The 21,555-nt window shown below is 41.6% G+C and carries 23 protein-coding genes and 1 riboswitch; of the genes, 19 read left to right on the forward strand and 4 right to left on the reverse strand.

Annotated elements, in window-relative coordinates:
- The first annotated feature begins 143 nt into the window (after nt 1–143).
- The 3 genes from ACFQ0V_RS04530 (at nt 144) to ACFQ0V_RS04540 (ending at nt 3,539) form a co-directional block, all read left to right on the forward strand.
- A complete protein-coding gene (locus tag ACFQ0V_RS04530; protein WP_381010239.1) occupies nt 144–728 on the forward strand; it encodes a hypothetical protein in 585 nt (194 codons plus the stop codon).
- 448 nt (nt 729–1,176) lie between these two features.
- A riboswitch (TPP riboswitch) is annotated at nt 1,177–1,277 on the forward strand.
- Between the two features lie 150 nt (nt 1,278–1,427).
- Nucleotides 1,428–2,180 (forward strand): 3-oxoacyl-ACP reductase, encoded by a 753-nt coding sequence (locus ACFQ0V_RS04535; protein ID WP_381010242.1) that lies wholly within the window; start codon nt 1,428–1,430, stop codon nt 2,178–2,180.
- Nucleotides 2,181–2,231: 51 nt separating this feature from the next.
- Nucleotides 2,232–3,539: an LLM class flavin-dependent oxidoreductase gene (locus tag ACFQ0V_RS04540; protein WP_381010245.1), complete on the forward strand. Its 1,308-nt coding sequence runs from the start codon at nt 2,232–2,234 to the stop codon at nt 3,537–3,539.
- Nucleotides 3,540–3,936: 397 nt separating this feature from the next.
- Here the strand turns inward: ACFQ0V_RS04540 and ACFQ0V_RS04545 are convergent, their stop codons facing one another.
- Together ACFQ0V_RS04545 and ACFQ0V_RS04550 are read right to left on the reverse strand one after the other, a co-directional pair.
- Nucleotides 3,937–4,827, reverse strand: a complete 891-nt coding sequence (locus ACFQ0V_RS04545) for an ABC transporter ATP-binding protein (protein WP_381010248.1) — start codon at nt 4,825–4,827, stop codon at nt 3,937–3,939.
- A complete protein-coding gene (locus tag ACFQ0V_RS04550) occupies nt 4,827–5,498 on the reverse strand; it encodes an ABC transporter permease (protein ID WP_381010250.1) in 672 nt (223 codons plus the stop codon). The genes ACFQ0V_RS04545 and ACFQ0V_RS04550 overlap by 1 nt, the downstream gene beginning before the upstream one ends.
- Nucleotides 5,499–5,813: 315 nt before the next feature.
- Between ACFQ0V_RS04550 and ACFQ0V_RS04555 the strand changes: the two genes are divergently transcribed.
- From ACFQ0V_RS04555 to ACFQ0V_RS04625, 15 genes are all read left to right on the forward strand, one after another.
- Nucleotides 5,814–6,911 (forward strand): ABC transporter substrate-binding protein, encoded by a 1,098-nt coding sequence (locus ACFQ0V_RS04555; RefSeq protein WP_381010253.1) that lies wholly within the window; start codon nt 5,814–5,816, stop codon nt 6,909–6,911.
- Nucleotides 6,901–7,749: an alkaline phosphatase family protein gene (locus tag ACFQ0V_RS04560; RefSeq protein ID WP_381010255.1), complete on the forward strand. Its 849-nt coding sequence runs from the start codon at nt 6,901–6,903 to the stop codon at nt 7,747–7,749. The genes ACFQ0V_RS04555 and ACFQ0V_RS04560 overlap by 11 nt, the downstream gene beginning before the upstream one ends.
- Complete coding sequence (locus ACFQ0V_RS04565; protein WP_381010258.1) at nt 7,733–8,563, forward strand: ABC transporter permease; 831 nt, start codon at nt 7,733–7,735, stop codon at nt 8,561–8,563. The genes ACFQ0V_RS04560 and ACFQ0V_RS04565 overlap by 17 nt, the downstream gene beginning before the upstream one ends.
- Nucleotides 8,560–9,339, forward strand: a complete 780-nt coding sequence (locus tag ACFQ0V_RS04570; protein ID WP_194563410.1) for an ABC transporter permease — start codon at nt 8,560–8,562, stop codon at nt 9,337–9,339. Before ACFQ0V_RS04565 ends, ACFQ0V_RS04570 begins: the two co-directional genes overlap by 4 nt.
- Nucleotides 9,340–10,350, forward strand: a complete 1,011-nt coding sequence (locus ACFQ0V_RS04575) for an ABC transporter ATP-binding protein (RefSeq protein WP_381010261.1) — start codon at nt 9,340–9,342, stop codon at nt 10,348–10,350.
- Nucleotides 10,347–11,120 (forward strand): DeoR/GlpR family DNA-binding transcription regulator, encoded by a 774-nt coding sequence (locus tag ACFQ0V_RS04580; protein WP_381010264.1) that lies wholly within the window; start codon nt 10,347–10,349, stop codon nt 11,118–11,120. The genes ACFQ0V_RS04575 and ACFQ0V_RS04580 overlap by 4 nt, the downstream gene beginning before the upstream one ends.
- 1 nt (nt 11,121) lies before the next feature.
- Nucleotides 11,122–12,099 carry a histidinol-phosphatase HisJ family protein gene (locus tag ACFQ0V_RS04585; protein WP_381010266.1) on the forward strand — a complete coding sequence of 326 codons (978 nt, stop codon included), beginning with the start codon at nt 11,122–11,124 and terminating at the stop codon, nt 12,097–12,099.
- A gap of 74 nt (nt 12,100–12,173) precedes the next feature.
- Nucleotides 12,174–12,392 carry a (4Fe-4S)-binding protein gene (locus tag ACFQ0V_RS04590; RefSeq protein ID WP_381010269.1) on the forward strand — a complete coding sequence of 73 codons (219 nt, stop codon included), beginning with the start codon at nt 12,174–12,176 and terminating at the stop codon, nt 12,390–12,392.
- 30 nt (nt 12,393–12,422) lie between these two features.
- The gene (locus ACFQ0V_RS04595) at nt 12,423–12,695 is read left to right on the forward strand and encodes a GNAT family N-acetyltransferase (RefSeq protein ID WP_381010272.1); all 273 of its coding nucleotides are present in this window, start codon (nt 12,423–12,425) and stop codon (nt 12,693–12,695) included.
- Nucleotides 12,696–12,873: 178 nt separating this feature from the next.
- A complete protein-coding gene (locus tag ACFQ0V_RS04600) occupies nt 12,874–13,131 on the forward strand; it encodes a hypothetical protein (protein ID WP_381010274.1) in 258 nt (85 codons plus the stop codon).
- A gap of 75 nt (nt 13,132–13,206) precedes the next feature.
- Nucleotides 13,207–14,091, forward strand: a complete 885-nt coding sequence (locus tag ACFQ0V_RS04605; RefSeq protein ID WP_381010277.1) for a 5'-3' exonuclease — start codon at nt 13,207–13,209, stop codon at nt 14,089–14,091.
- Between the two features lie 277 nt (nt 14,092–14,368).
- Nucleotides 14,369–15,388 carry a siderophore ABC transporter substrate-binding protein gene (locus ACFQ0V_RS04610; RefSeq protein ID WP_381010280.1) on the forward strand — a complete coding sequence of 340 codons (1,020 nt, stop codon included), beginning with the start codon at nt 14,369–14,371 and terminating at the stop codon, nt 15,386–15,388.
- Between the two features lie 35 nt (nt 15,389–15,423).
- A complete protein-coding gene (locus ACFQ0V_RS04615; protein WP_381010352.1) occupies nt 15,424–16,425 on the forward strand; it encodes an ABC transporter permease in 1,002 nt (333 codons plus the stop codon).
- A 5-nt stretch (nt 16,426–16,430) separates the two neighbouring features.
- Complete coding sequence (locus tag ACFQ0V_RS04620; protein ID WP_381010354.1) at nt 16,431–17,489, forward strand: iron chelate uptake ABC transporter family permease subunit; 1,059 nt, start codon at nt 16,431–16,433, stop codon at nt 17,487–17,489.
- Complete coding sequence (locus ACFQ0V_RS04625) at nt 17,486–18,238, forward strand: iron ABC transporter ATP-binding protein (protein WP_381010283.1); 753 nt, start codon at nt 17,486–17,488, stop codon at nt 18,236–18,238. The genes ACFQ0V_RS04620 and ACFQ0V_RS04625 overlap by 4 nt, the downstream gene beginning before the upstream one ends.
- A gap of 48 nt (nt 18,239–18,286) precedes the next feature.
- Here the strand turns inward: ACFQ0V_RS04625 and ACFQ0V_RS04630 are convergent, their stop codons facing one another.
- Nucleotides 18,287–18,646: a hypothetical protein gene (locus tag ACFQ0V_RS04630; protein WP_381010285.1), complete on the reverse strand. Its 360-nt coding sequence runs from the start codon at nt 18,644–18,646 to the stop codon at nt 18,287–18,289.
- A complete protein-coding gene (locus ACFQ0V_RS04635; protein WP_381010288.1) occupies nt 18,643–18,960 on the reverse strand; it encodes a thioredoxin family protein in 318 nt (105 codons plus the stop codon). The genes ACFQ0V_RS04630 and ACFQ0V_RS04635 overlap by 4 nt, the downstream gene beginning before the upstream one ends.
- 200 nt (nt 18,961–19,160) lie before the next feature.
- Between ACFQ0V_RS04635 and ACFQ0V_RS04640 the strand changes: the two genes are divergently transcribed.
- The gene (locus ACFQ0V_RS04640) at nt 19,161–21,542 is read left to right on the forward strand and encodes a 3-hydroxyacyl-CoA dehydrogenase/enoyl-CoA hydratase family protein (RefSeq protein WP_381010290.1); all 2,382 of its coding nucleotides are present in this window, start codon (nt 19,161–19,163) and stop codon (nt 21,540–21,542) included.
- Nucleotides 21,543–21,555 lie beyond the last annotated feature (13 nt).

The following is a 21,555-nucleotide window of genomic DNA, read 5'->3' on the forward strand; positions in this document are numbered from 1 at the left end:
TTTGTATTCACCAAATATGCGTAAGAACCATTTTATGTTTAACAAATACAATAATAACAATAAATTACTTTTTTAACAAAATAAAAACTTATATATAGTAAAATCAAAGTGATAAAAATTACTTTTAAAAGGAGAGCTTTCTTATGAAAAAACCAATGATAAGAATACTTGTATCTTTACTTATTTTAGCATTACTTGCTATTTTAGTTATAACCTATTCTCTATTTTCAAACAACTCAGAAAAGAATAATACGGATTTTACTCCCTCAGAAGATTTTTCAGAGTCTAGTTTATCCTCTCAATCTATTCCAGGATCTCAAGAGCTTGAGGATTATCTAAACAAAGTATATAAAGCACAGGTATTAGCTCTTGATGCTATTAAAGGAATTGTCTATCACTCTAACCTGGCGAAAGAAGACAAATCCTTCCTCTACAAGAAGGATTGGAATGAAGGTATGGAAATGCATCTTGAAAATTTTAGAACTTCTGGAGTAAGACTTGGGAGATTCTCAATAGAGTCGGATGACCCTGATATTAATGATTACATTAATCAGATGTATGACTACGGAGAGAATATATTAAGGTCTTCCGAGAAAATAAAAACCGGAATGAAAATGAACAGCTATTCGATGATTAAGGGAGGGATAGATGATTTTTTTGATTATCAAGATACTTATAAAGAGTCTAATGATACTTTAAGTATCTTAGTAGCGCGGTATGGGAGTTAATCTTGAGTCATTATGTACCTTATAAAAGGGGCATAATAGCTGGTGATTAAAGAGAAAGAGAGTTGAATGTTAACATATGGTATCTAGGAGAATGTTGATATGATTTTCTTAAATATTTTAGCTTTTTAGCATTTACGGTTAATATTGTCCTACCTCCTAGTTATCGTTCGGTAGAATTAGTGAAAAAACTCCAAAGTCTAGACTCTAAAGTAAGATTCAATTGCGAGATAAACCAGCTCTATTTTATATTAATCGACAAGCATGGACTTAAAAACTTTAATTTTATTGTTTTTTGATAATATCTCCCTTATCGTACTTCTAGTGTTTCATACAGATGTCCACGTATGCGAGTAAATAGTTTAAAAATGTATAGTGGGTGAAACAGTTGGAATGACGTGAATGACTTGACAACGATTGCTTTAAACTATAAATTGAAGGTAACTTAAATAGTATTCACTAGGGGTGTCGTTGCACTGAGATGAGTTTTTACTCGAACCCTTTGAACCTGAACTAGTTAACACTAGCGTAGGAAAGTGTCGAATTTTATACATCCGCATGCGTGCGATGAGGCGTCAAGACGTCTTGTTTCGTGATGCATCGTTTATGTGTACGCAACTTTCCATTCGGGAGGTTGCGTATTTTTTTCGTCCCCTACTCAATTATTTAAGGATCATCATAAAAATTTAGGAGGAATGGAAGATGGCAAGAACAGTATTAGTAACAGGAAGTAGTCAAGGTTTAGGAGCGACAATTGCGAAAACATTAGCAGCACAAGGAGCGAATGTAATCGTTAACTATTATAAAAGTAAAGATGCAGCAGAAGCACTCGTAGAAGAGATCGGTAAAGAGAAAGCGATTGCACTTTACGCAGACGTAACGAATCGTGAAGAAGTAGAAGAGATGGTGAAACAAGGGACAGAACGTTTCGGTCAAATCGACGTTGTCGTGAACAACGCATTAGTCGGTTTCAAATTTGACCCTGTCAAACAAAAGTCTTTCGCAGATTTAGATTGGGAAGATTACCAACAGCAAATTGACGGTACGTTAAAAGCAGCATTTAACGTTGCGCAAAGTGTTGTGCCACAGTTTATCGAGCGTAAAAAAGGAAGCATCATTAGCATCGGAACGAACTTATACCAAAACCCTGTCGTACCATACCACGAGTATACGACGGCGAAAGCTGGTTTGATCGGATTTACACGTAATATCGCGGCAGAATTAGGACAGCACGGCATTACGGCGAACGTCGTATCGGGCGGATTGTTGAAGACGACAAACGCAAGTTCTGTGACGACACCAGAAGTGTTCGACTTAATCGCACAGTCAACGCCAATTCGCAAAGTGACAACACCACAAGATGTGGCGAACATGGTCGCTTACTTAGCTTCAGAACAAGCGGACGGCGTAACAGGACAAAACATTACAGTCGACGGCGGATTGACGATGAACTAATTTGGCTAAACGGATTTTTTCCATAAATCAATGTACATTGAGGTGTCTATGATGACAGAGAAGAAAGAGAAGCAACTCCATATCGGGATTTTATTGTACGGGTGCGGTCATCACCAAGCAGCTTGGATGATGCCGGATTCGAGCGTTGAACGTGTTGGAGATGTGACGTATTATCAAGAACTCGCTCAAACGTCGGAGCGTGGCTATTTCGATGCGGTCTTTTTCGCAGATAGTCAGGCGTTTGCGGGGGAACAGCCGAGTGAGATGCCGGCATTTTGGTTAGACCCGATCGTCAATTTAACAGCGATTTCGCAAGTGACGAAGCGTGTCGGACTCGTTTCGACGATTTCGAGTACGTTTTCGAACCCATTCACCGCAGCGCGTCAGTTGTTAAGTTTGGACCATATGACGAACGGTCGCGTCGGGTGGAATCTCGTGACGTCGATGACGGATTGGGAAGCTCAAAACCATAGTATGGAAGGATTGCCGGAACATGCGAAGCGCTACGAGAAGGCGGATGAATTTGCGACGGTAATGAATCAATTATTCGATTCATGGGACGAGAAGGCGTTCATTCACGACCGTAAAACGGGAGAGATTATCGACCCTTCTCAAATCGAACCATTCCATCACGAAGGGAAGTACTTCCAAGTGAAAGGACCATCTACCGCACCGCGCAGTCCACAAGGACGTCCTGTCGCTATGCAGGCAGGCGCATCGGCACCAGGTGTCGCGCTCGCTGCGAAATATGCGGAGGCCGTATATTCGGTTTCTTGGAACATTGGCCAAGCGCGAAAGTTCCGCAACCGATTGGATGAAGCGATTGCGAAAAGCGAGCGTCCGAACGGTCACATTAAAGTGTTGCCAGGACTCGTCACATATGTCGGTAAGACGCGAGAAGAAGCGTACGAGAAAAAGCGCAAACTCGATGAAATGTTGCCGATCGATAACGCGTTAGCACAATTGAGCTTTTTCGTTCAACAAGATTGTTCGGATTGGGCATTGGATGAGAAAGTACCTGAACTTCCTCCCGTCGAACAATTTACAGGACCAGTCGGCCGCTATGAAACGGTGCTCGAAATCATTCGAGATAAAGACCCGACCGTCCGTGAGTTACTCGGTTATTTAAGCGCAGGTGGCGGTCATTTAACATTGATCGGCACAGCGGAAGAGATTGTAGATGAGATGGAGAAATGGATGAACGAAGGGGTAGCGGATGGCTTTAACTTAATGCCACCTGTTTTACCGAACAGTTTAGACGACTTCGTTGATTTAATCGTTCCTGAAATGCAAAAGCGTGGCATTTATCGTCAAGATTACGAAGGCCACACATTCCGCGAACATTTAGGACTGCAATAAAAAAGGTAGTTTCTCGTTTTACAAAGTTACTGAAAAGCTTGAGTTTTTTATTTATAGTCGTTTTGAAATTCAAAAAGAAGTCAATTTGTTCGAATTTGAACGAATTGGCTTCTTTTCCGTTTGAAATTTTAATTTTAAGTACTCTCTGTTAATTGGAGCGAAAGGTGGCGACTCCTACGGGAACAGCACGAGCCGAAGACCCCGGGCGTAGCAAGGTAGTCTAAAATCTCACAACATCCTATTGCAACGACTGCATGACCTACATCTTGTAGGCCCGAGGCTGAGGCCGTGCCCGTGGAAAGCGTCCACCTGTAGCGGAAATCAACAGTATCTAGAAAAAACTAAGTAACAACGACTTTTTCAGCGACCTTCGCTTTGGAAAGATCATCTTTTTATTTTAACTTTCGGTTTGTAAAAAAATTTCTTCTAAAGTTTGTTCTTTTTGCGTCACTTTATAAATGGCATAATTAGCGAAGACGAGCGCTCGTATACATTCGGCGACGTCTTCTTTTTTTTGGAGGAAAAGGGTCACGTTCGTATCGTTCACTTCATACCGCGTCGTCAATGTTTGAAGGAAGGCTTCTTCCGGTGTGCGGTCAAGCATTATATGAATTTCAATCGCATAGTTGGATACGTTGCGCAATTGTTCCATCGTCCCGATGTTGGAAATGTGGCCTTCTTTTAAAATAGCGATGCGATCGCTCATTTTTTCAAGTTCGTTTAAATTGTGAGACGTGACGAAAACGGTTTGACAGTTTGCTGCCATTTGATGAATGAGTTGACGCATATGAATGGCTGATTCTGGATCGAGACCCGATGTCGGTTCGTCTAAAATGATGAAATCGGGTTGGCCGATTAATGCTTGAGCGACCCCTAATTTCTTTTTCATTCCGAACGAATATTGTTTCACTTTCTTTTTCATTTCGTTTTGCAATCCGACTTGGCGCAGTAACGCTTCCAGTTCAGCTTTGGAACATGGAATTTTTTGTAATTTGGCGAAAAAGGTTAAATGTTGCATCGCCGTCCACTCATTATAAAATTGGTCGATGTCTGGAAAGACACCGATATGTCGTTTCGCTTCTTCAATCGGGAGACCGAGAATTTGAAAGGATCCGCTCGTCGGATATTTCACGCCGGTTAAAATATGAATGAGCGTACTTTTCCCCGCCCCGTTTCGTCCGAGAAATCCGAAAATTTCTCCCCGTTCAATCGAGAACGATACACCTCGTAATACTTCTGTTTTTCCGAAAGATTTTTGAATATCACGTACTTCTAATACAGTTGTCATTAATAGTCACCTCGTTTGAAAAGGAAAGTAGCCAATGTGAGAAAGCTGATGCCGAATAGTACAGGGACAAAGAGTGATATGTTTTCAGCGGTTTGGTAACGGTAAGGCAAAATGTATTTAAACGGTTGTAGCCATGCTTTGTCTGAAAATGTACTCCAAATGCCGATGATCGGTGCGATAAAACTTACAGCGAGCCCGATGAGTAAAGAGACATTTGGCGATTTTGCTAATGTCGAAAGGAGTAAGCAAAGCCCGATAATGAATAGTAAAAAACTGTACAACTGTAAAAAGGCTAACCACGGTAATTCTTTTGCGAAAAAAGAAATAATCGCTAAAGAGACGCCGAGAGAAAAGAGCCAAAATGCTGCGATTCCTAAAAATTTACCACCGATAATCGCGCTTCTTGACGTTTTCGTAATGAGTAATCGCATCGTACCCGCAGCGACTTCACGGCTCATGACATCGTGAGAAAGCATGAGTACGAAAACGAAGCCAAATCCTAATAAAAAGAGTCGAATGACAGCTGTGTATGCATCGGTTCCCATCATAAACTTTGCAGATGCGATGAAGGAGCTGGCAAAGTAGGAAGAGAGTACAAGGAGTGCGATGACGAGTAACGCTTTAAAGCTTTTCATCATTTCAAGAAATTCTTTCGTTGCGATAACGAACATAATCGACCGCCTTCTTTCTAAAATAATTCATTTACTTTCTTCAGTATACGTGACGAAAAGTAAAGCTCACCTGTTGCTTACCTTAAATTTCATTAAAGTATGCGAGGGGAGAGAATATGTTTGATGATGGAATGTTTGATATTTTTGGAATGTGTGGGAATCGCGAAAAGTCTTTATAAGAAAGGTTTTAAAGCGCTTTACACCCTGTTTTTTTATCTGTTGTTTTACAAACTCTTAACGTTAGCCCCTCTCTCTCTTTAATATTTGTTTTTTATACTACACATGAACAATAAAACAAATGAGGAGTGTCAAAAGATGAAAAAGTTGAATTGGCGTTTAGGGCTGTTAAGTGTTGTCAGTTTATTCGTACTCGTATTAGCAGCTTGTCAGAAAGAGGAACAGGGTGGAAGCGAGGAAGTAGATTCTTCGGTATCAGTCGATGAATTAGTAGAGCGAGCGAAGGAAGAAGGAGAAGTCCATTCTGTCGGAATGCCTGATACGTGGGCGAACTGGGTGGAAACTTGGGAAGATTTGAAAAATGATTACGGCATTCAACATACCGATACGGACATGTCGAGTGCGGAAGAGTTAGCGAAATTCGAAGCGGAAAAAAATGATGCGACAGCAGATATTGGAGATGTCGGAATCGCATTTGGTCCGATCGCTAAAGAGCGCGGATTAACATTCCCATACAAAACATCTTATTGGGATGACATTCCAGATTGGGCGAAAGATGAAGAGGGCCATTGGGTTGTAGGATATACGGGAACAATTTCATTTTTGACAGATTTACATAATGTGAAAGACGCACCGACTTCTTGGGAACAATTGAAGCAAGGAGATTATCGTGTAAGTATTGGGGATGCTTTAACAGCCAATCAAGCGCATTTCGCCATTTTAGCTGCAGCTTATGCATTCGGTGGAGATGAAACGAATATTGAGCCAGGCATTGAATTTTTCGCGACGCTTGCGAAAGAAGGTCGCCTCGGAACGAGTGATCCGTCTGTCGCGAATTTAGAAAAAGGGGAAATTGATGTCGCAATCGTTTGGGATTTCAACGGACTCGGTTACCGAAATCAAATCGATGAAGCTCGTTTTGAGGTTGTCATTCCGGAAGAAGCATCTGTTATGTCAGGGTATGCGACAATCATTAACCAATATTCAAAAAATAAATATGCAGCGATGTTAGCCCGTGAACATATTTTATCGGATAAAGGACAAGAAAACTTAGCGCGTGGCTACGCTCGTCCGATTCGTGACAATGTGCCATTATCTGATGAAGTTCGTGCTTTATTACTTCCAGAACAGATGTATGCAAATGCCCGTCCAGTAAATGACCAAGCAGCATGGGAAGAAACGACGAAGCAATTGCCGAATTTATGGCAAGAGAAGGTGTTAATTCATGCAAATTAATCGTGTTATTTACATCGTGTTAGACGGTTTACGTTATGATGTCGCTTGTTCTCATATGGGGTATTTACATCATTTAGTAGAGTATGAAAAGATGAGTCGATTACGGGTAGAAAGTGAGCTTCCTTCACTTTCTCGCCCTTTGTATGAAACATTGCTCACTGGAACACCACCGTATATTCACGGAATTACGACGAATGCAACGGTACGACGTTCAACAGAAGTGAGTGTATTCGATCTCGTTGTCCAAGCGGGAGGAACGACAGCTGCTTTTGCTTATCATTGGGTGAGTGAATTGTATAGTCGAGCTCCTTTTCAACCGATGACGGACCGCATTCAACATAATCCAGACGGTGCGATTCAATATGGGTCTTTTTATTTCGAAGATCATTATCCAGATACGCATTTATTTGCGGAAGCATCGTGTTGGATTGAAGCGGAACGACCAGATTTTGTTTACATTCATTCGATGAATATCGATGATGCGGGGCATCGTGAAGGGGGGCATTCTCGTCTATATCAAGATGCAGTGTTACGAGCGGATCAATGCCTCGCTCATTGTTTGCCCCGTTGGATGGAGTTAGGGTATGACATCGTCGTGACGTCGGATCACGGGATGACGGAAGCTCACAATCACGGAGGAACGACACAAGCAGATCGAGAAGTACCATTATTTATCGCTTCGTCTCGTTACGTACCACAAGTGAGTGATACGTGTGTCAAGCAAGTGGACGTCGCGCCATTTGTCGCAACATTGTTAGGGGTACCTCATTCACCAGCAATGACAGCTCATCAATCGATACCATTGAAGGAGGAACAGCGGGATGGTTTGGTTACGTAAAAGACTTATTTTTATTCCTCTCTCATTATTCGTGCTGTTATTTTTTATCGTACCACTTGTTGATTTATTACGTTCGAGTGTATCGAGTAGTGGAGGATGGACGATTCAACATTACGTTTCCATTTTCCAAAACTCTTTCATTTTGCAAGCATTTCAAAATAGTATTCAGCTATCATTCGTCTCTGCCGTTATCGCTCTCGTTGTGACATTGTTTGCGGTCTATGCGATGTCTTTATTTGGAGAGGCTTTTCGTACGCGAGCTCTACTAGTAACAAATGTGTTATCGAATGTTTCAGGTATCCCTCTTGCTTTTGCATTTATCGTGTTACTCGGAAATAGCGGCGTGTTTTTACTTCTCGCTGAACATTGGGGTATACCAATCGGTTCTTTTTCTCTATATAGTTGGACAGGTTTATTATTTATTTACGTTTATTTTCAATTGCCTTTAGCACTTTTGTTGTTGTATCCCGTTATGGAAGGATTAAAGGACGATTGGAAAGAAGCGGCCAGTTTATTAGGTGCTTCTCCTTTTCAGTTTTGGCGCCGTATTGGCATTCCGATTATTTGGCCGAGTATCGTCGGAACTTTTAGTATTTTGTTTGCGAATGCGATGGGAGCTTATGCGTCAGCATACGCTTTAACAGGAAGTAATTACAATTTAGTCGCCATTCGAATTGGGGCATTACTCTCTGGTGATATTTTTGCGCAACCAGAATTAGCGAGTGCTATCGCTGTCTTATTAGGTGTTGTGATGGTGATTACGCTCGTATTAAGTGAGTGGACATTGCGTAAAACGAGGGGGCGTCTTGAATGAAATGGTTACCGAAAAGTATGTTTATCTTATTGTTTTGTTATTTAAGTTTACCGGTGATCGGTACGGTTTTATATTCATTTGCGACAACGTGGCACCAGTCAATCTTGCCTGAAGGTTGGACGTTGCAAACATATGAACGTTTATTTGTCGATGCGATGTTTTGGAAGGCGCTCGGTCGTACCGTATGGTTAGCTGGTGGTTCGGTTATTGTAGCGATGGTCGTCATCGTTCCTGCATTACTCTATATCGTCGTCTATTTTCCGAAGTATGAGCGTTGGATTCAATTGTTGATTCTTGGTGTATATGCTTTTCCAGGAATTATTTTGGCGGTCGGTTTATTGCGTTCATATAATGGTACGGGAATTCCGATGCTCCTCATCTTGAGTGGAGCATATGTCATTAGTGTTGTTCCATTCATTTATCAAAGTTTAAAAAATACGATGAATGGATTGAACGCCCGAGCTTTAATGGATGCTGCAGAATTGTTAGGAGCAACGAAGTGGCAAGCGTTTCGCAAAGTTATTTTACCTCTTGTAAAGACAGGTTTATTTGTCGGAGCGTTGCTTTCTTTTTCAGCTCTCGTTGGAGAGTTCGTCTTAATTAATTTAGTCGTCGGGTCGAAATTTGAAACGATTCAAATGTATTTAATGAAAAAAATGAGTGCAAGTGGACATTTAGCGAGTGCCATCGTCGTCGTATATTTAGTCGGAATTATCGGTTTGACTGGAGCAGCGGCAAGATTAATGCATTCACAGATGAAAAAGGGAGCGATGTAAATGGCACATGTTACGTTGGAAAATGTTGTGAAGCGTTACGGCGATCAAACGGTGCTTTCACCGATTCAATTAACGGTAAAAGATGGAGAGTTTTTAACATTGCTCGGTCCGAGTGGTTGTGGTAAAAGTACATTACTTCGCATGATTGCAGGATTGACGGAAGTGACGGAAGGAGCGGTATATATCGGGGATGAGAAGATGAACGATGTCGCTCCAAAAGACCGTGGTGTCGGTATGGTCTTTCAGTCGTATGCGCTTTTTCCGAATATGACAGTAGCGGAAAATGTCGCGTTCGGCCTTGATATGCAAAAAGTGAAAAAAGATGAGCGAGCCACACGAGTTCAAGAAATGTTAGCGCTCGTCGGTTTAGAAAATCGTGCATCACATTATCCGAATGAATTGTCGGGAGGACAACAACAGCGAGTTGCTCTCGCACGTGCGCTCGTCGTACGGCCACGTGTGTTGTTATTAGATGAGCCCCTGTCAGCATTGGATGCTAAAATTCGTAAGCATTTACAGCGGACATTACGCGACATTCAACGACAGTTGAAGATTACGATGATTCTCGTCACACATGATCAGGAAGAGGCGATGGCTTTAGCGGATCGAATTGTTTTGTTAGATAGTGGACAGATTGCACAAATTGGAACGCCGAAACAATTGTATCGTCAACCGGCTACGGAGTTTGTGGCGCGTTTCATTGGTCATTATAACGTATGGACAAAAGAACAAGTGCTTCATCATTTAGAAGGAGATGCTTCTACTTTAGCTCAGGCGACGATGTATGCAATGCGTCCAGAAGCATTTCGTCTACAAGAAATTCCGGACTCTTTCGTTTTGCGAGGGACTGTCGTTGAAGAAACGATGGCTGGTAACATTGTGCGGACGACATTAGCTTGTGAAGGAGAACAATTTGTCATTGAGCAACTCCATCAAGATGCACATTCCTATCAACGCGGAGAGATGCTTACTTGTTGGATTCCTTATCGCGAGGTGATCGCATTACAATGATGTATTCGAAAGTGGAGCGTTGGCATTATATTGAAAAACGACTAACGGCAGAAGGGCGTGTGCATGTCGCTTCGCTAGCAGAGGTTCTTGGCGTCGTACCAGAAACTGTGCGACGTGATTTAGTCGAACTAGAAGCAGAAGGAAAATTACATCGTGTTCATGGTGGAGCTGTACCGAAACATATCGTTCAAAAAGAACTCGCTTACGTCCGCAAATTAGAAATTGAATATGAAGCGAAACGTGCTATAGCAAAATATGCAGCAACTTTAATTCGAAGTGGAGATGTCATCGCGATTGATACCGGAACGACGACCGTACATATCGCTGATTTTATTTCAGAAATTGAACGTTTAACGGTCATTACTAATTCATTGCCTGCTGCACTACGTTGGAGTGATGCAATCGAAGAGGGAAGAATGACAGGGGAAGTTATTTTGCTCGGAGGGACATTACACACTGCTCAACGTGCAGTTTCTGGAATGGTTACTTTGGAACAGTTGCGCCCGATGGTTATTGATCATGCTTTTTTATCATGTGGAGGTGTGAAGGATAATCGTCTCTATGACTATGAAATGAATGAATCGCTCGTTTCAGGACGTTTTATTCGACAAAGTCGTCACCGCTGGATATTAGCGGACGCGACGAAATGGAACTGTGTTTCTTTTTATGAAGTTGGATTATTGCAAGATGTGGACGGGCTTCTCATAAATGCTCCCGAACCAAACGATTGGAATGAGTATACAAAATGGATAGAAATAGGAGGCGAATGAGATGGTTGATTTTCATTTTCATGTGGAGGAAGGTCCTTACACATTTCGTTGGTTAGAGCGAACAGCAAAAGCTCTGCAAGTAGAGAAAGGGACGACGAAGGAATCGTTTGAACGAGCGATGGAAGCATTGCGCCTACGTCTTGAACAAGGGTGCTATAGTGAAGAGTGGCTCAATCGTTATTTAACAGTAGCGAAAGAGAGAGGATTGACAGAAGTAGGAATCGTCGATCATCTATATCGCTTTCGAGAGATGCGTTCTTATTTTGAGAGCGCTTTAGATCTCACATCACCTTCCCTCGGTTCGATGCAAAAAACGTGGCTTAATAGTGTGATGAGTGAGTCGATTGAACAATACATAGAAGGTGTTCGACGAGTTCAAGCAAAATGGGAAAAAGAAGGAGTCACTTTACGGTTAGGCATTGAAGCAGATTATTTTCCGGAACAAGAAGAAGAGTTGCATCAGTTTTTAAAGCGATATCCTTTTGATTTTGTTATCGGTTCTATTCATTTTTGGCGTGGTTGGGGATTTGATAATCCAGAAACGCAAGGACGCTTTGAAAATCTTGATTTATCGGTCGTTTACGATGAAGTCGCAACGACGATTGAACAAGCAGCTAGAAGTGAATTATTTTCTTTTATTGCGCACGTCGATAATTTAAAAGTATTCGGTCATCGTCCACAATCTTCTATATTACACTCATTTTATGAGCGTGTTGCGCAAGTTTTGGCACAATATGATGTAGCGAGTGAATGGAATGCTGGACTTTATTACCGCTATCCCGTCCGTGAAGCGTGCCCGAGTGATGCCTTGTTAGACTATTTTGCTCGTTATGAAGTGCCGTTAACTTTATCGTCTGATGCGCATTTTCCTGATGATCTCGGCCGTCATGTCGAAGATGGGAAGCGCGCTTTACAGCGAGCGGGATATTCGAGTGTTGCGACCTTTGCAGAAGGAAAACGTATTATGAAAAATATTTAAAGTGAAAGGTTTGAATTCAAGATATGTGGGTATCATAATGAAAATATGATTTTCATTTGAGAGGGGTTATGTACATGACAAAAGAAAAATATAAAGCGTATGAGACGGATGAAATTGAAGTTCGTTTTTATGCTGGGCGTTGTGAACATGCTGCGGAATGTGTGAAAGGATTACCTGCTGTTTTTAATGTAGAAAATCGTCCTTGGATTCAGCCAGAACGAGCAAGTGCAGATGAAGTGGCAGAAGTGATTGAACGTTGTCCGAGCGGTGCTTTACAATACACGCGTAAATAATGGACAAAATTAAGGAGAAGGGGTGTTGGAATGGTAGAGATTAAAGAAGGGAAACAGCGCTTTTATGTGGGAGATTCTGAATCAGACAATATAGCGGAAATTCATTACGTTCCGACAGGAAAAGATCGCATCATTGTCGATCACACTTTCGTGTCGGATGAGTTGAGAGGGCAAGGCGTTGGAGAATTGCTAGTCGAACGCATCGTGCACTATGCGCGTGAAACGAATAAAAAAATTATTCCGCTCTGTCCGTTCGCCAAACAACAAATTGATGCGAACCCAAATTATCACGATATTTTATAAAGAAACCTGTGCGAAAATTATCGCACGGGTTTTATTTTGCGAATATACGTCTTTACATCGCTAACCTTATATCATCATCATTTTCTTTTTTCTTTATTATAAACATAGAAAATGTCATGTTATGAAACTTTCCGTGAAATGGCTCGTACATAGGAAAAGAGCGATAGGAGTGATCGGAATGGAAAGAGAGCGTACAGAAGTGATGACGCGTGAAACGGAAGTTGTCGTCATTCATCAACAAGCCCAAATTGAAACGTTAGAACATGAAGTGCAATCATTGAGAAAAGAAGTTTCGGAACTTCAAAAAGATTTGGAGTTTCTTGATGGCTTTCAAGAGAAGTTCAATAAGAAGCGTGGGGAATTTATCGTAGAACTCGTAGGAACAATCGGAGGACTTATCATTGCCGGAATTGTCATTGTCGGTATATTTTTTTAATTAAATGGAAGCATTCGATTGTCTCTCTCCCTTCCTGTATACTAGACGAGATAGTAGAAAGAGGTAGGGATTGGCATGAATGAACAGAAAGAGCGATTATTAATTGTAGACGGAATGGCGTTATTGTTCCGGTCGTACTTTGCGACGGCAGCGATGGGGAATTTTTTCCCGAATGAAGCGGGTGTGCCGACGAATGCGGTACAAGGATATTTACGTCACGTCATGACGGCGGAAAAGTTATTTTTTCCTCATTATCTCGTCGTTTGTTGGGATATGGGAGCGAAGACGTTCCGCAATGATATTTATGAAGGCTATAAAGCGCATCGACCAGAGCCAGCGCCAGAACTCGTGCCACAATTTGATATGACACGAGAAGCGTCGGAACAGATGGGCTACTACAATACAGGATTCGTCAATATCGAAGCGGACGATGTGATCGGTTCAATCGTCGAAAAATATAGCGAAACGTATGACATTACAATCGTCTCGGGGGATAAAGATTTATTCCAATTACTGCGTCCGAACGTGACGATCGCCATTGTGAAAAAAGGATATTCCGAATATGACTTATATACGGAAGAGCGATTTACCGAGGAATATGGATTTTCTCCCGAACAATATATCGATTATAAAGCATTTATCGGAGACAATGCGGACGGTTATCCAGGTGTGAAAGGGATCGGCCCGAAAACAGCGACGAAGCTCATTCAAACGTACGGTTCGATTGAAGGCGTACTAGCACATCGAGAAGAGTTGACGAAAGGTGTTCAAACGAAGCTTGCGGCAGATGAAGAGATGTTGCACATATCGTATAAGCTCGCTGCAATCCATTGTGAAGTAGACATCGAGTTAAAAGAAGAAGAAATGCGTGTACCAAAATGGACACCACAAATCGCAGAAGCCTTTCAAGAAGCAGGATACTCACTCGTATTGCGCTACCGCGATTCTTTAATGAAATAATGCGAAACAACATCTTCGTAGAGTCGAACCTCTACAAAATGAAGATGTTGTTTTTTAAATGCAAAGAAGTAAAGTGATTTTGTCCATAGTGTATTTTCTTAATCTTTTTTACAATAAGGGTGTAGAACAAAAGGAACCGACATCGCGTCGGTCTATTTTTTACACTTCCATTGAGAATAATTATCACTGAGAATGTAAAGTAGATCTGCCGATGTCGATTGCAGACGTGCAATGTTCTTCGTTCTAATCAAAATGCCAATTAGGAGAGATTATGGATATGAAGAATTTTAAAGCTTTTCTTATGTTAACGGTTTTGGCCGTATTTTTAGTAGCGTGTTCCAATTCAGGAGACGACAAAAGTAAAGAAACAGAAGAACCGACAGATAAAGAAGATGCAACAGAAGAAGTGACGACAGTTGAAGTGAAAGATGCACACGGAACGGTGACAGTACCTGTTAATCCGAAAAATGTCGTCGCATTAGATAACCGTACGTTTGAAACGTTAGCGGATTGGAATATTGAACTTGCAGCAGTTCCAAAAGCAGTTATGCCATCAGATTCACCGTACGTTGCGGATGAAAATGTAGTCGATATCGGAAATCACCGCGAACCGAAATTAGAAGAGATTGCAGCGGTTGACCCAGAACTCGTCATCGTTGGACAACGTTTCGGAAGCTATTACGAAGATATTAAAAAATTAGTGCCAAATGCAGCAGTGATCGACTTAAGCTTCGACGTTTCAGAAGAAGCGGCAACACCAGGTGAAAACTTAGTAAACGGATTAAAAGACGCAACGACAATGTTAGGAAAAATCTTTGACAAAAATGAAGAAGCTGAAAAATTAGTCGCTGACTTCGACGAAACGATCGCATCTGCAAAAGAAGCGTACAACGGAGAAGATACAGTGATGGGTGTCATCGTTTCAGGTGGAGATATCGGCTTCTCAGCGCCGAGCCACGGTCGTGTTTGGGGACCGATGTTCGACATTTTCGGTTGGGTACCCGCATTAGAAGTGAAAAACACATCAGCAGATCATCAAGGGGATGAAGTGTCTGTTGAAGCGATTGCGCAAAGTAATCCAGATTGGATTTTCGTTTTAGACCGCGATGCAGCAGTTAGTTCAGTAGAAGATGCTGTGCCAGCAAAAGATGTTATTGAAAATTCACCAGCTTTACAAAATACAACAGCTATTACAGAAAAACACGTATTATACGCACCAGCAGATACGTACACAAACGAATCACTACAAACATTTATGAAGATTTTCCAAAACATGGCGGATTCTTTAGGGAAGTAGTGCAAAGGAGTTAACGAATCGTGCGAAAACATGCGATCGCTGGAGTTGGGCAAGACGCCCAGCTCCAGTATTCTAAACAGAGTAAAATATGGACGAAATCTTTCATACTAGCCATCTTCGTGGTTAGTATTTTAGCAGTCATTTCATTATTTACAGGTGTATACGACATTCGAGGCCAGGAAGATGGTTGGGAAATGTTCTTCATTACACGAGTTCCGCGAACGATTGCGCTCATTTTAACGGGAGCGGCGATGGCGATGGCAGGACTCGTCATGCAACTTATTACACAAAACCGCTTCGTTGAGCCGACGACGACAGGAACGATTGAATGGGCAGGTCTCGGACTGTTGCTCGTCTACTTGCTCGTCCCTGCACCGAGTTTAGTTCTTCGTATGTCTGGCGCTATTTTATTTTCGTTCATCGGAACGATGATTTTCTTTTTATTTTTGCGCCGCGTTCGTTTACGTTCATCGTTAATCGTACCGATTATCGGTTTAATGTTAGGAGCGGTCATTTCATCGATTTCGACATTTTTAGGTTTGTTTTTCCAAATGTCGCAAGTTGTAGAGAACTGGTTCGTCGGTTCTTTCACATCGGTTCAAGTCGGTCGTTATGAATATTTATGGATCATCGTCATCGTCACGATTTTAATTTTCATTTACGCGAACAAATTGACTTTAGCCGGCTTAGGAGAAGATATTTCAACGAGTTTAGGGGTAAATTACAACGGGTTAATTTTATTGGCGAATGCATTAATTGCGGTCGCTGTCGGAGTGGTTGCAGCAGTCATTGGAAATTTACCGTTTCTCGGGCTCATTGTGCCGAATATCGTGTCACTCTTTAGGGGCGATGATTTACGGACGAATTTGCCGTGGGTGTGCGTCATCGGCATGGGGACAATTATGGTGTCTGACATTATTTCGCGAACGATTATTATGCCGTTTGAAGTGCCAGTTTCTTTAATTTTAGGAACGATGGGTGCTGTCGTCTTTATCGTCATTTTATTACGACAAAGAAAAACGAGGAGGGTATCATGAGTACAATGCCTTATTCAACGAAGCAAGAACATATCGCGATGCCTTCTGAGCGACATGAGTCAAATCGTTCTGCGAAAGCGTTTCGCACGAAAAAAGATGTGAGACGCTATTGGATCATCTTAATTTCTTTGATTGCATTAGGTCTCACGGCGTCTTATGGTTTACTCGTTTACAATAATCCAGTCCCTGTCAGTTCACCCTCTTTTATCCCTGTCGTTATGAGAAGGGTGGATGCGTTAATCGCGATGTTAATTGCGGCAGTTTGTCATAGTTTAGCGACCGTATCGTTTCAATCGGTGACGAATAACCGCATTATTACACCGTCTTTACTCGGATTTGAAGCGCTCTATTCGGTCATTCAAACGGGTACAATCTTTTTCTTCGGGGCAGGAGCGCTCATTAATTTCGTCGGAATCGGTTCTTATTTATTCCAAGTCGTGTTAATGGTATGTATGAGTTTAATTTTGTACGGATGGCTTTTATCTGGAAAGTATGGCGATCTGCAATTAATGTTGCTTGTTGGAATTATTATCGGAACGGGTTTAAGTTCAGTGTCGACATTCATGCGAAAATTGCTCGCACCGTCCGAGTTCGATTTATTGCAAGCTCGCTTACTCGGTTCTGTGAACAATGCTGATTCTTCGTATTTTCCAATCGTCATTCCAATTATTATCGTCATTGCGATTTTATTATTTTTGTTTGCGCGAAAGTTAAATGTGTTATCGCTCGGTCGTGATGTGGCGACGACGTTCGGGATGAACTATCAAGCGAGCATCATTTACATTCTCGTACTCGTTGCGGTACTCATGTCTATTTCAACATCGCTCATCGGACCTTTAACATTTTACGGATTTTTAGTGGCGACGTTAAGTTACCAAGCGGCGCCAACGTATGATCATCGCTACATATTCCCGATGGCTTTAGCACTCGCATTCGGTATTTTAACGACTGCTTACTTTTTAATGTATCACGTCTTCGATTCACAAGCGGTCGTATCTGTCATCATTGAGTTATTCGGTGGGATTATCTTTTTAATTGTCGTATTAAGGAAGAGGTCGCTATGATAAAACTTACAGAAGTTCAAAAACAATATACAGAAAAAGTGAAAATTGGCCCATTAAATATCGAAATTCCGAAAGCGGGGTTCACTTCGTTAATCGGTCCGAACGGAGCGGGGAAGTCTACCACATTGATGATGATCGGTCGCTTATTGTCAATCGATGAAGGGCAAATTGCAGTTGCGCATATGGATATCGGCTCTTCGAAATCGAAAGACTTAGCGAAAATTATTACGATTTTACGCCAAGAAAATCATTTCGTTACGCGGCTGAGCGTTCGTCAACTCGTCGGTTTTGGACGTTTTCCTTATTCGGATGGCCGATTGACAAAAGAAGATGAAGCGATCATTTCGAAGTATATCGATTTTTTAGATTTAACGGAATTAGAAAATCGTTATTTGGATGAGTTGTCAGGTGGACAAAGACAGCGTGCGTATGTTGCGATGGTTCTTTGCCAAGAGACGGAATATGTCTTATTAGATGAGCCGCTTAATAACTTAGATATTGCACGTTCCGTACAAATGATGGAACATTTACGCGCTGCCGCTCAAGAGTTCGGGCGGACGATTGTGACCGTCATGCATGATATTAACTTTGCGGCGAAATATTCTGACCGCATTTGTGCGATGAAAGACGGTCAAATTGCGGCTTATGGAACAGTGGAAGAAATTATGGACCCTGAAATTTTAACGTCCATTTTTGAAACGAAAATTGAAGTGATTGAAGGCCCGTACGGACCGATTGCGATTTATTAAATGAAAAAAATCCTCATCTGACGACAAAAATCGTCTCGGATGGGGATTTTAAGGTTCGTAGAGAATAGCGTCTTCAAGAATCGGTTCCAATGGGACGGTAAGTTCATTGATCAACAGTTCGTCCGCTCGTTCAAAAATAATGTAAGGTTCTTCTATATAGAACGAAATGCTTTCTTTATGAAAGTGGAATTCGTACTCCATCTTTTGAACAGCTGTATCTTGAAGAAGAGAACCGTTTTGAAATTGATTTTGAAATGGTTGAATGGATGTTTCGTCAACGATTTCATAAATGATGTCATCTTGTAAATCTTTAATGTAGTAGTCAAAGTTTAGTTGCTGATTTTGACATGCTGAAAGTATAAAGATGAATCCGACAATGACGAAAAGTCGAAAGGGATGTATATTCACTTCGTAACTTCGTCGAGAAATTGTGTTACTTGTTCTGGCGTTTTTGCTTTTGCACTATGTAAATGTGCTGTTTTTTCGTTGTTGTTGAAGATGAGCAAGCTTGGAATACCCATTACTTCATACTTTTGAGCGATTTCTGGAAGTACGTCGCGGTTGACGTCATACCATGTGTACATGTCGTATTTTTCCATAATGGGATCGATGAAGTGATCCATGCGAACGCAGTCTGGACACCAACCAGCTTGGAATTTGACGAGTACATTTTCACCTTGAATCACATCGTAAAATTGTTCTTCTGTTTCAATAGAAATCATTGCATTTCCTCCTTTAATCTCTTACATTCAGTATACAACGATAGTGAAGCGAGGGACAAGAAAATCGTTTTGAATAGTGGAAAATAGTTGCGCACTCGGAAGAAATCGTTTACACTGAATGCAGTAAAGGAACACCTTATATTTTTTTGGAATAAAAATGAATGATTGTTCATTCAAATTAAATAGAGGAGGTTACGATATTGACTTATCAAATGAAAAAAGTAGCAGTTATCGGTTCAGGGGTCATGGGAGCGAGTATCGCAGCACACTTAGCAAACGTCGGTCTACCCGTACTTTTGCTTGATATTGTGCCAACGACATTAACAGACAAGGAAGAAGCGAAAGGGCTTACACTAGAATCGCGTGAGGTGCGCAATCGACTAGCGTCAGAAGCAGTGCAACGCGCATTAAAACAAAAGCCTGCACCTTTCACAACGAAGCGTAACGCGTCATTAATTGAAGTAGGGAATATCGACGATGATCTCGAAAAGATTAAAGATGTTGACTGGGTCATTGAAGTCGTCGTTGAAAGACTCGATATTAAAAAATCATTATATGAAAAAATCGAAAAATACCGTCGTCCAGGAACGATTGTCAGCTCGAATACTTCAGGTATTTCAATTGAAGCGATGGCTGAAGGTCGCTCTGATGACTTTAAAGAACATTTCTTAGGGACACACTTCTTTAACCCCCCTCGTTATTTGAAGTTGTTAGAAATTATTCCGACATCATCAACATCACCAGAAGTCGTGAAATTTATGCACACATTTGGTGAAGATCGACTCGGAAAAGGTGTCGTCATCGCAAAAGATACGCCGAACTTTATCGGAAACCGTATCGGAACGTACGGCTTGCTCGTCACAGTGGATGAGATGGTAAAAGGTGGCTACTCGATTGGAGAAGTAGACTCGATTACAGGTCCTTTAATTGGACGTCCGTCATCTGCAACGTTCCGTACATTAGATGTTGTCGGATTGGACGTATTTAATAACGTTGCGAAAAACGTTTACGACAAAACGACAGGAGACGAACAAAAAATGTTCGAAATTCCGGCGTTCATGACGAAAATGTTAGAAGAAGGACGACTCGGAGCGAAGACAAAAAAAGGATTTTACTTTAAAGATGGTAAAGAAATTAAACAATTAAATTTAGAAACATTTGAGTATGAACCACGCGAAAAACTGAAAGCGCCTTCACTCGAACAGGCGAAGCAAGTGAGCCGCTCGAAACGTTTAGCTTTCTTACTGCAAGCGAATGATCGCGCAGGACAATTTTTATGGAGAAGTTTAATGCCGACATTGCTTTATGCAGCGGAATTGCATGGAGAAATTGCAGACGATATCGTATCGATTGACCAAGCGATGAAATGGGGATTCGGATGGGACCTCGGACCGTTTGAAATGTGGGATGCAATCGGTGTAGAGCAATCAGTAGAACGTTTGCGCAATGAGGGGTACGAAATCCCGACACTCGTCCAAAACTTACTCGATAAAAAAGAGCCGAAGTTTTATAAAGAAATCGATGGCGATACGTATTACTTCAACGGAGACGGATTTACGAAGCAACAAGTGAATCCGAAAGAAATTCAAATTCAAAAATTGAAAAAACAAAACGGTACGATTTTAAGCAATAGCGGAGCGAGCTTAATCGATATCGGTGACGGTGTCGCATTGCTTGAGTTCCATTCGAAATCGAACGCGATCGGCTTAGATATTTTACAAATGATTCAAAAGTCGATTGAAGAGGTAGAGAAAAACTATAAAGGACTCGTCATCGGAAACGAAGGGAAAAACTTCTGTGTCGGAGCGAACTTAGCGCTCATCTTAATGGAAGCGCAAGATGATAATCTATTCGAACTCGATTACACAGTGAAAATGTTCCAAGAAACGATGATGAAGATCAAATATTCAAGCCGTCCAGTCGTCGCAGCACCACACGGCATGACACTCGGTGGAGGAACGGAAGTATGTTTACCGACAGCGCACATTCAAGCGTCGATGGAAACGTACATGGGCCTCGTTGAAGTCGGTGTCGGATTACTCCCAGGTGGAGGCGGAAACTACGGTTTACTTTATCAACATATGCAAGGATTGCCGAACGGCGTGCCGGTCGACATCCAGTTTATCGCAAACAAAGTGTTCGAAACGATCGCAACAGCGAAAGTATCGACATCAGCAGAAGAAGCGCGTGAGTTGAACTTCTTACGTCCTTCAGACGGCATTAGCTTAAACGCAGATCACCGTTTCTACGATGCGAAAATGGCAGCTCTCGATTTATACGAGCGTGGCTACACAGCGCCAAAACGTGAGAAAATTGCGGTGACAGGTGCATCAGGTTATGCAGCACTCATGCTCGGAGCAGAAGCTATGAAATTATCAGGATATATTAGCGAACATGATATGACGATTGCGAAACATATTGCGAAAGTACTTTCAGGTGGCGATTTACCATTCGGTACGAAAGTGGACCCACAATATTTACTCGACTTAGAACGTCAATCATTTTTACAGTTGTTACAACAACCGAAAACATTACAACGCATGCAACATATGCTTTTAAAAGGAAAGCCATTACGCAACTAAGATAGGAGGAGAC

It is taken from the genome of Savagea faecisuis, assembly GCF_042675605.1.
Taxonomy (GTDB): Bacteria; Bacillota; Bacilli; order Bacillales_A; family Planococcaceae; genus Savagea; species Savagea faecisuis.

Coding starts and splice junctions, on each gene's coding strand:
- ACFQ0V_RS04530 (WP_381010239.1), top strand. CDS start 144: ATGAAAAAACCAATGATAAGAATACTTGTATCTTTACTTATTTTAGCA.
- ACFQ0V_RS04535 (WP_381010242.1), top strand. CDS start 1,428: ATGGCAAGAACAGTATTAGTAACAGGAAGTAGTCAAGGTTTAGGAGCG.
- ACFQ0V_RS04540 (WP_381010245.1), top strand. CDS start 2,232: ATGACAGAGAAGAAAGAGAAGCAACTCCATATCGGGATTTTATTGTAC.
- ACFQ0V_RS04545 (WP_381010248.1), bottom strand. CDS start 4,827: ATGACAACTGTATTAGAAGTACGTGATATTCAAAAATCTTTCGGAAAA.
- ACFQ0V_RS04550 (WP_381010250.1), bottom strand. CDS start 5,498: ATGTTCGTTATCGCAACGAAAGAATTTCTTGAAATGATGAAAAGCTTT.
- ACFQ0V_RS04555 (WP_381010253.1), top strand. CDS start 5,814: ATGAAAAAGTTGAATTGGCGTTTAGGGCTGTTAAGTGTTGTCAGTTTA.
- ACFQ0V_RS04560 (WP_381010255.1), top strand. CDS start 6,901: ATGCAAATTAATCGTGTTATTTACATCGTGTTAGACGGTTTACGTTAT.
- ACFQ0V_RS04565 (WP_381010258.1), top strand. CDS start 7,733: ATGGTTTGGTTACGTAAAAGACTTATTTTTATTCCTCTCTCATTATTC.
- ACFQ0V_RS04570 (WP_194563410.1), top strand. CDS start 8,560: ATGAAATGGTTACCGAAAAGTATGTTTATCTTATTGTTTTGTTATTTA.
- ACFQ0V_RS04575 (WP_381010261.1), top strand. CDS start 9,340: ATGGCACATGTTACGTTGGAAAATGTTGTGAAGCGTTACGGCGATCAA.
- ACFQ0V_RS04580 (WP_381010264.1), top strand. CDS start 10,347: ATGATGTATTCGAAAGTGGAGCGTTGGCATTATATTGAAAAACGACTA.
- ACFQ0V_RS04585 (WP_381010266.1), top strand. CDS start 11,122: ATGGTTGATTTTCATTTTCATGTGGAGGAAGGTCCTTACACATTTCGT.
- ACFQ0V_RS04590 (WP_381010269.1), top strand. CDS start 12,174: ATGACAAAAGAAAAATATAAAGCGTATGAGACGGATGAAATTGAAGTT.
- ACFQ0V_RS04595 (WP_381010272.1), top strand. CDS start 12,423: ATGGTAGAGATTAAAGAAGGGAAACAGCGCTTTTATGTGGGAGATTCT.
- ACFQ0V_RS04600 (WP_381010274.1), top strand. CDS start 12,874: ATGGAAAGAGAGCGTACAGAAGTGATGACGCGTGAAACGGAAGTTGTC.
- ACFQ0V_RS04605 (WP_381010277.1), top strand. CDS start 13,207: ATGAATGAACAGAAAGAGCGATTATTAATTGTAGACGGAATGGCGTTA.
- ACFQ0V_RS04610 (WP_381010280.1), top strand. CDS start 14,369: ATGAAGAATTTTAAAGCTTTTCTTATGTTAACGGTTTTGGCCGTATTT.
- ACFQ0V_RS04620 (WP_381010354.1), top strand. CDS start 16,431: ATGCCTTATTCAACGAAGCAAGAACATATCGCGATGCCTTCTGAGCGA.
- ACFQ0V_RS04625 (WP_381010283.1), top strand. CDS start 17,486: ATGATAAAACTTACAGAAGTTCAAAAACAATATACAGAAAAAGTGAAA.
- ACFQ0V_RS04635 (WP_381010288.1), bottom strand. CDS start 18,960: ATGATTTCTATTGAAACAGAAGAACAATTTTACGATGTGATTCAAGGT.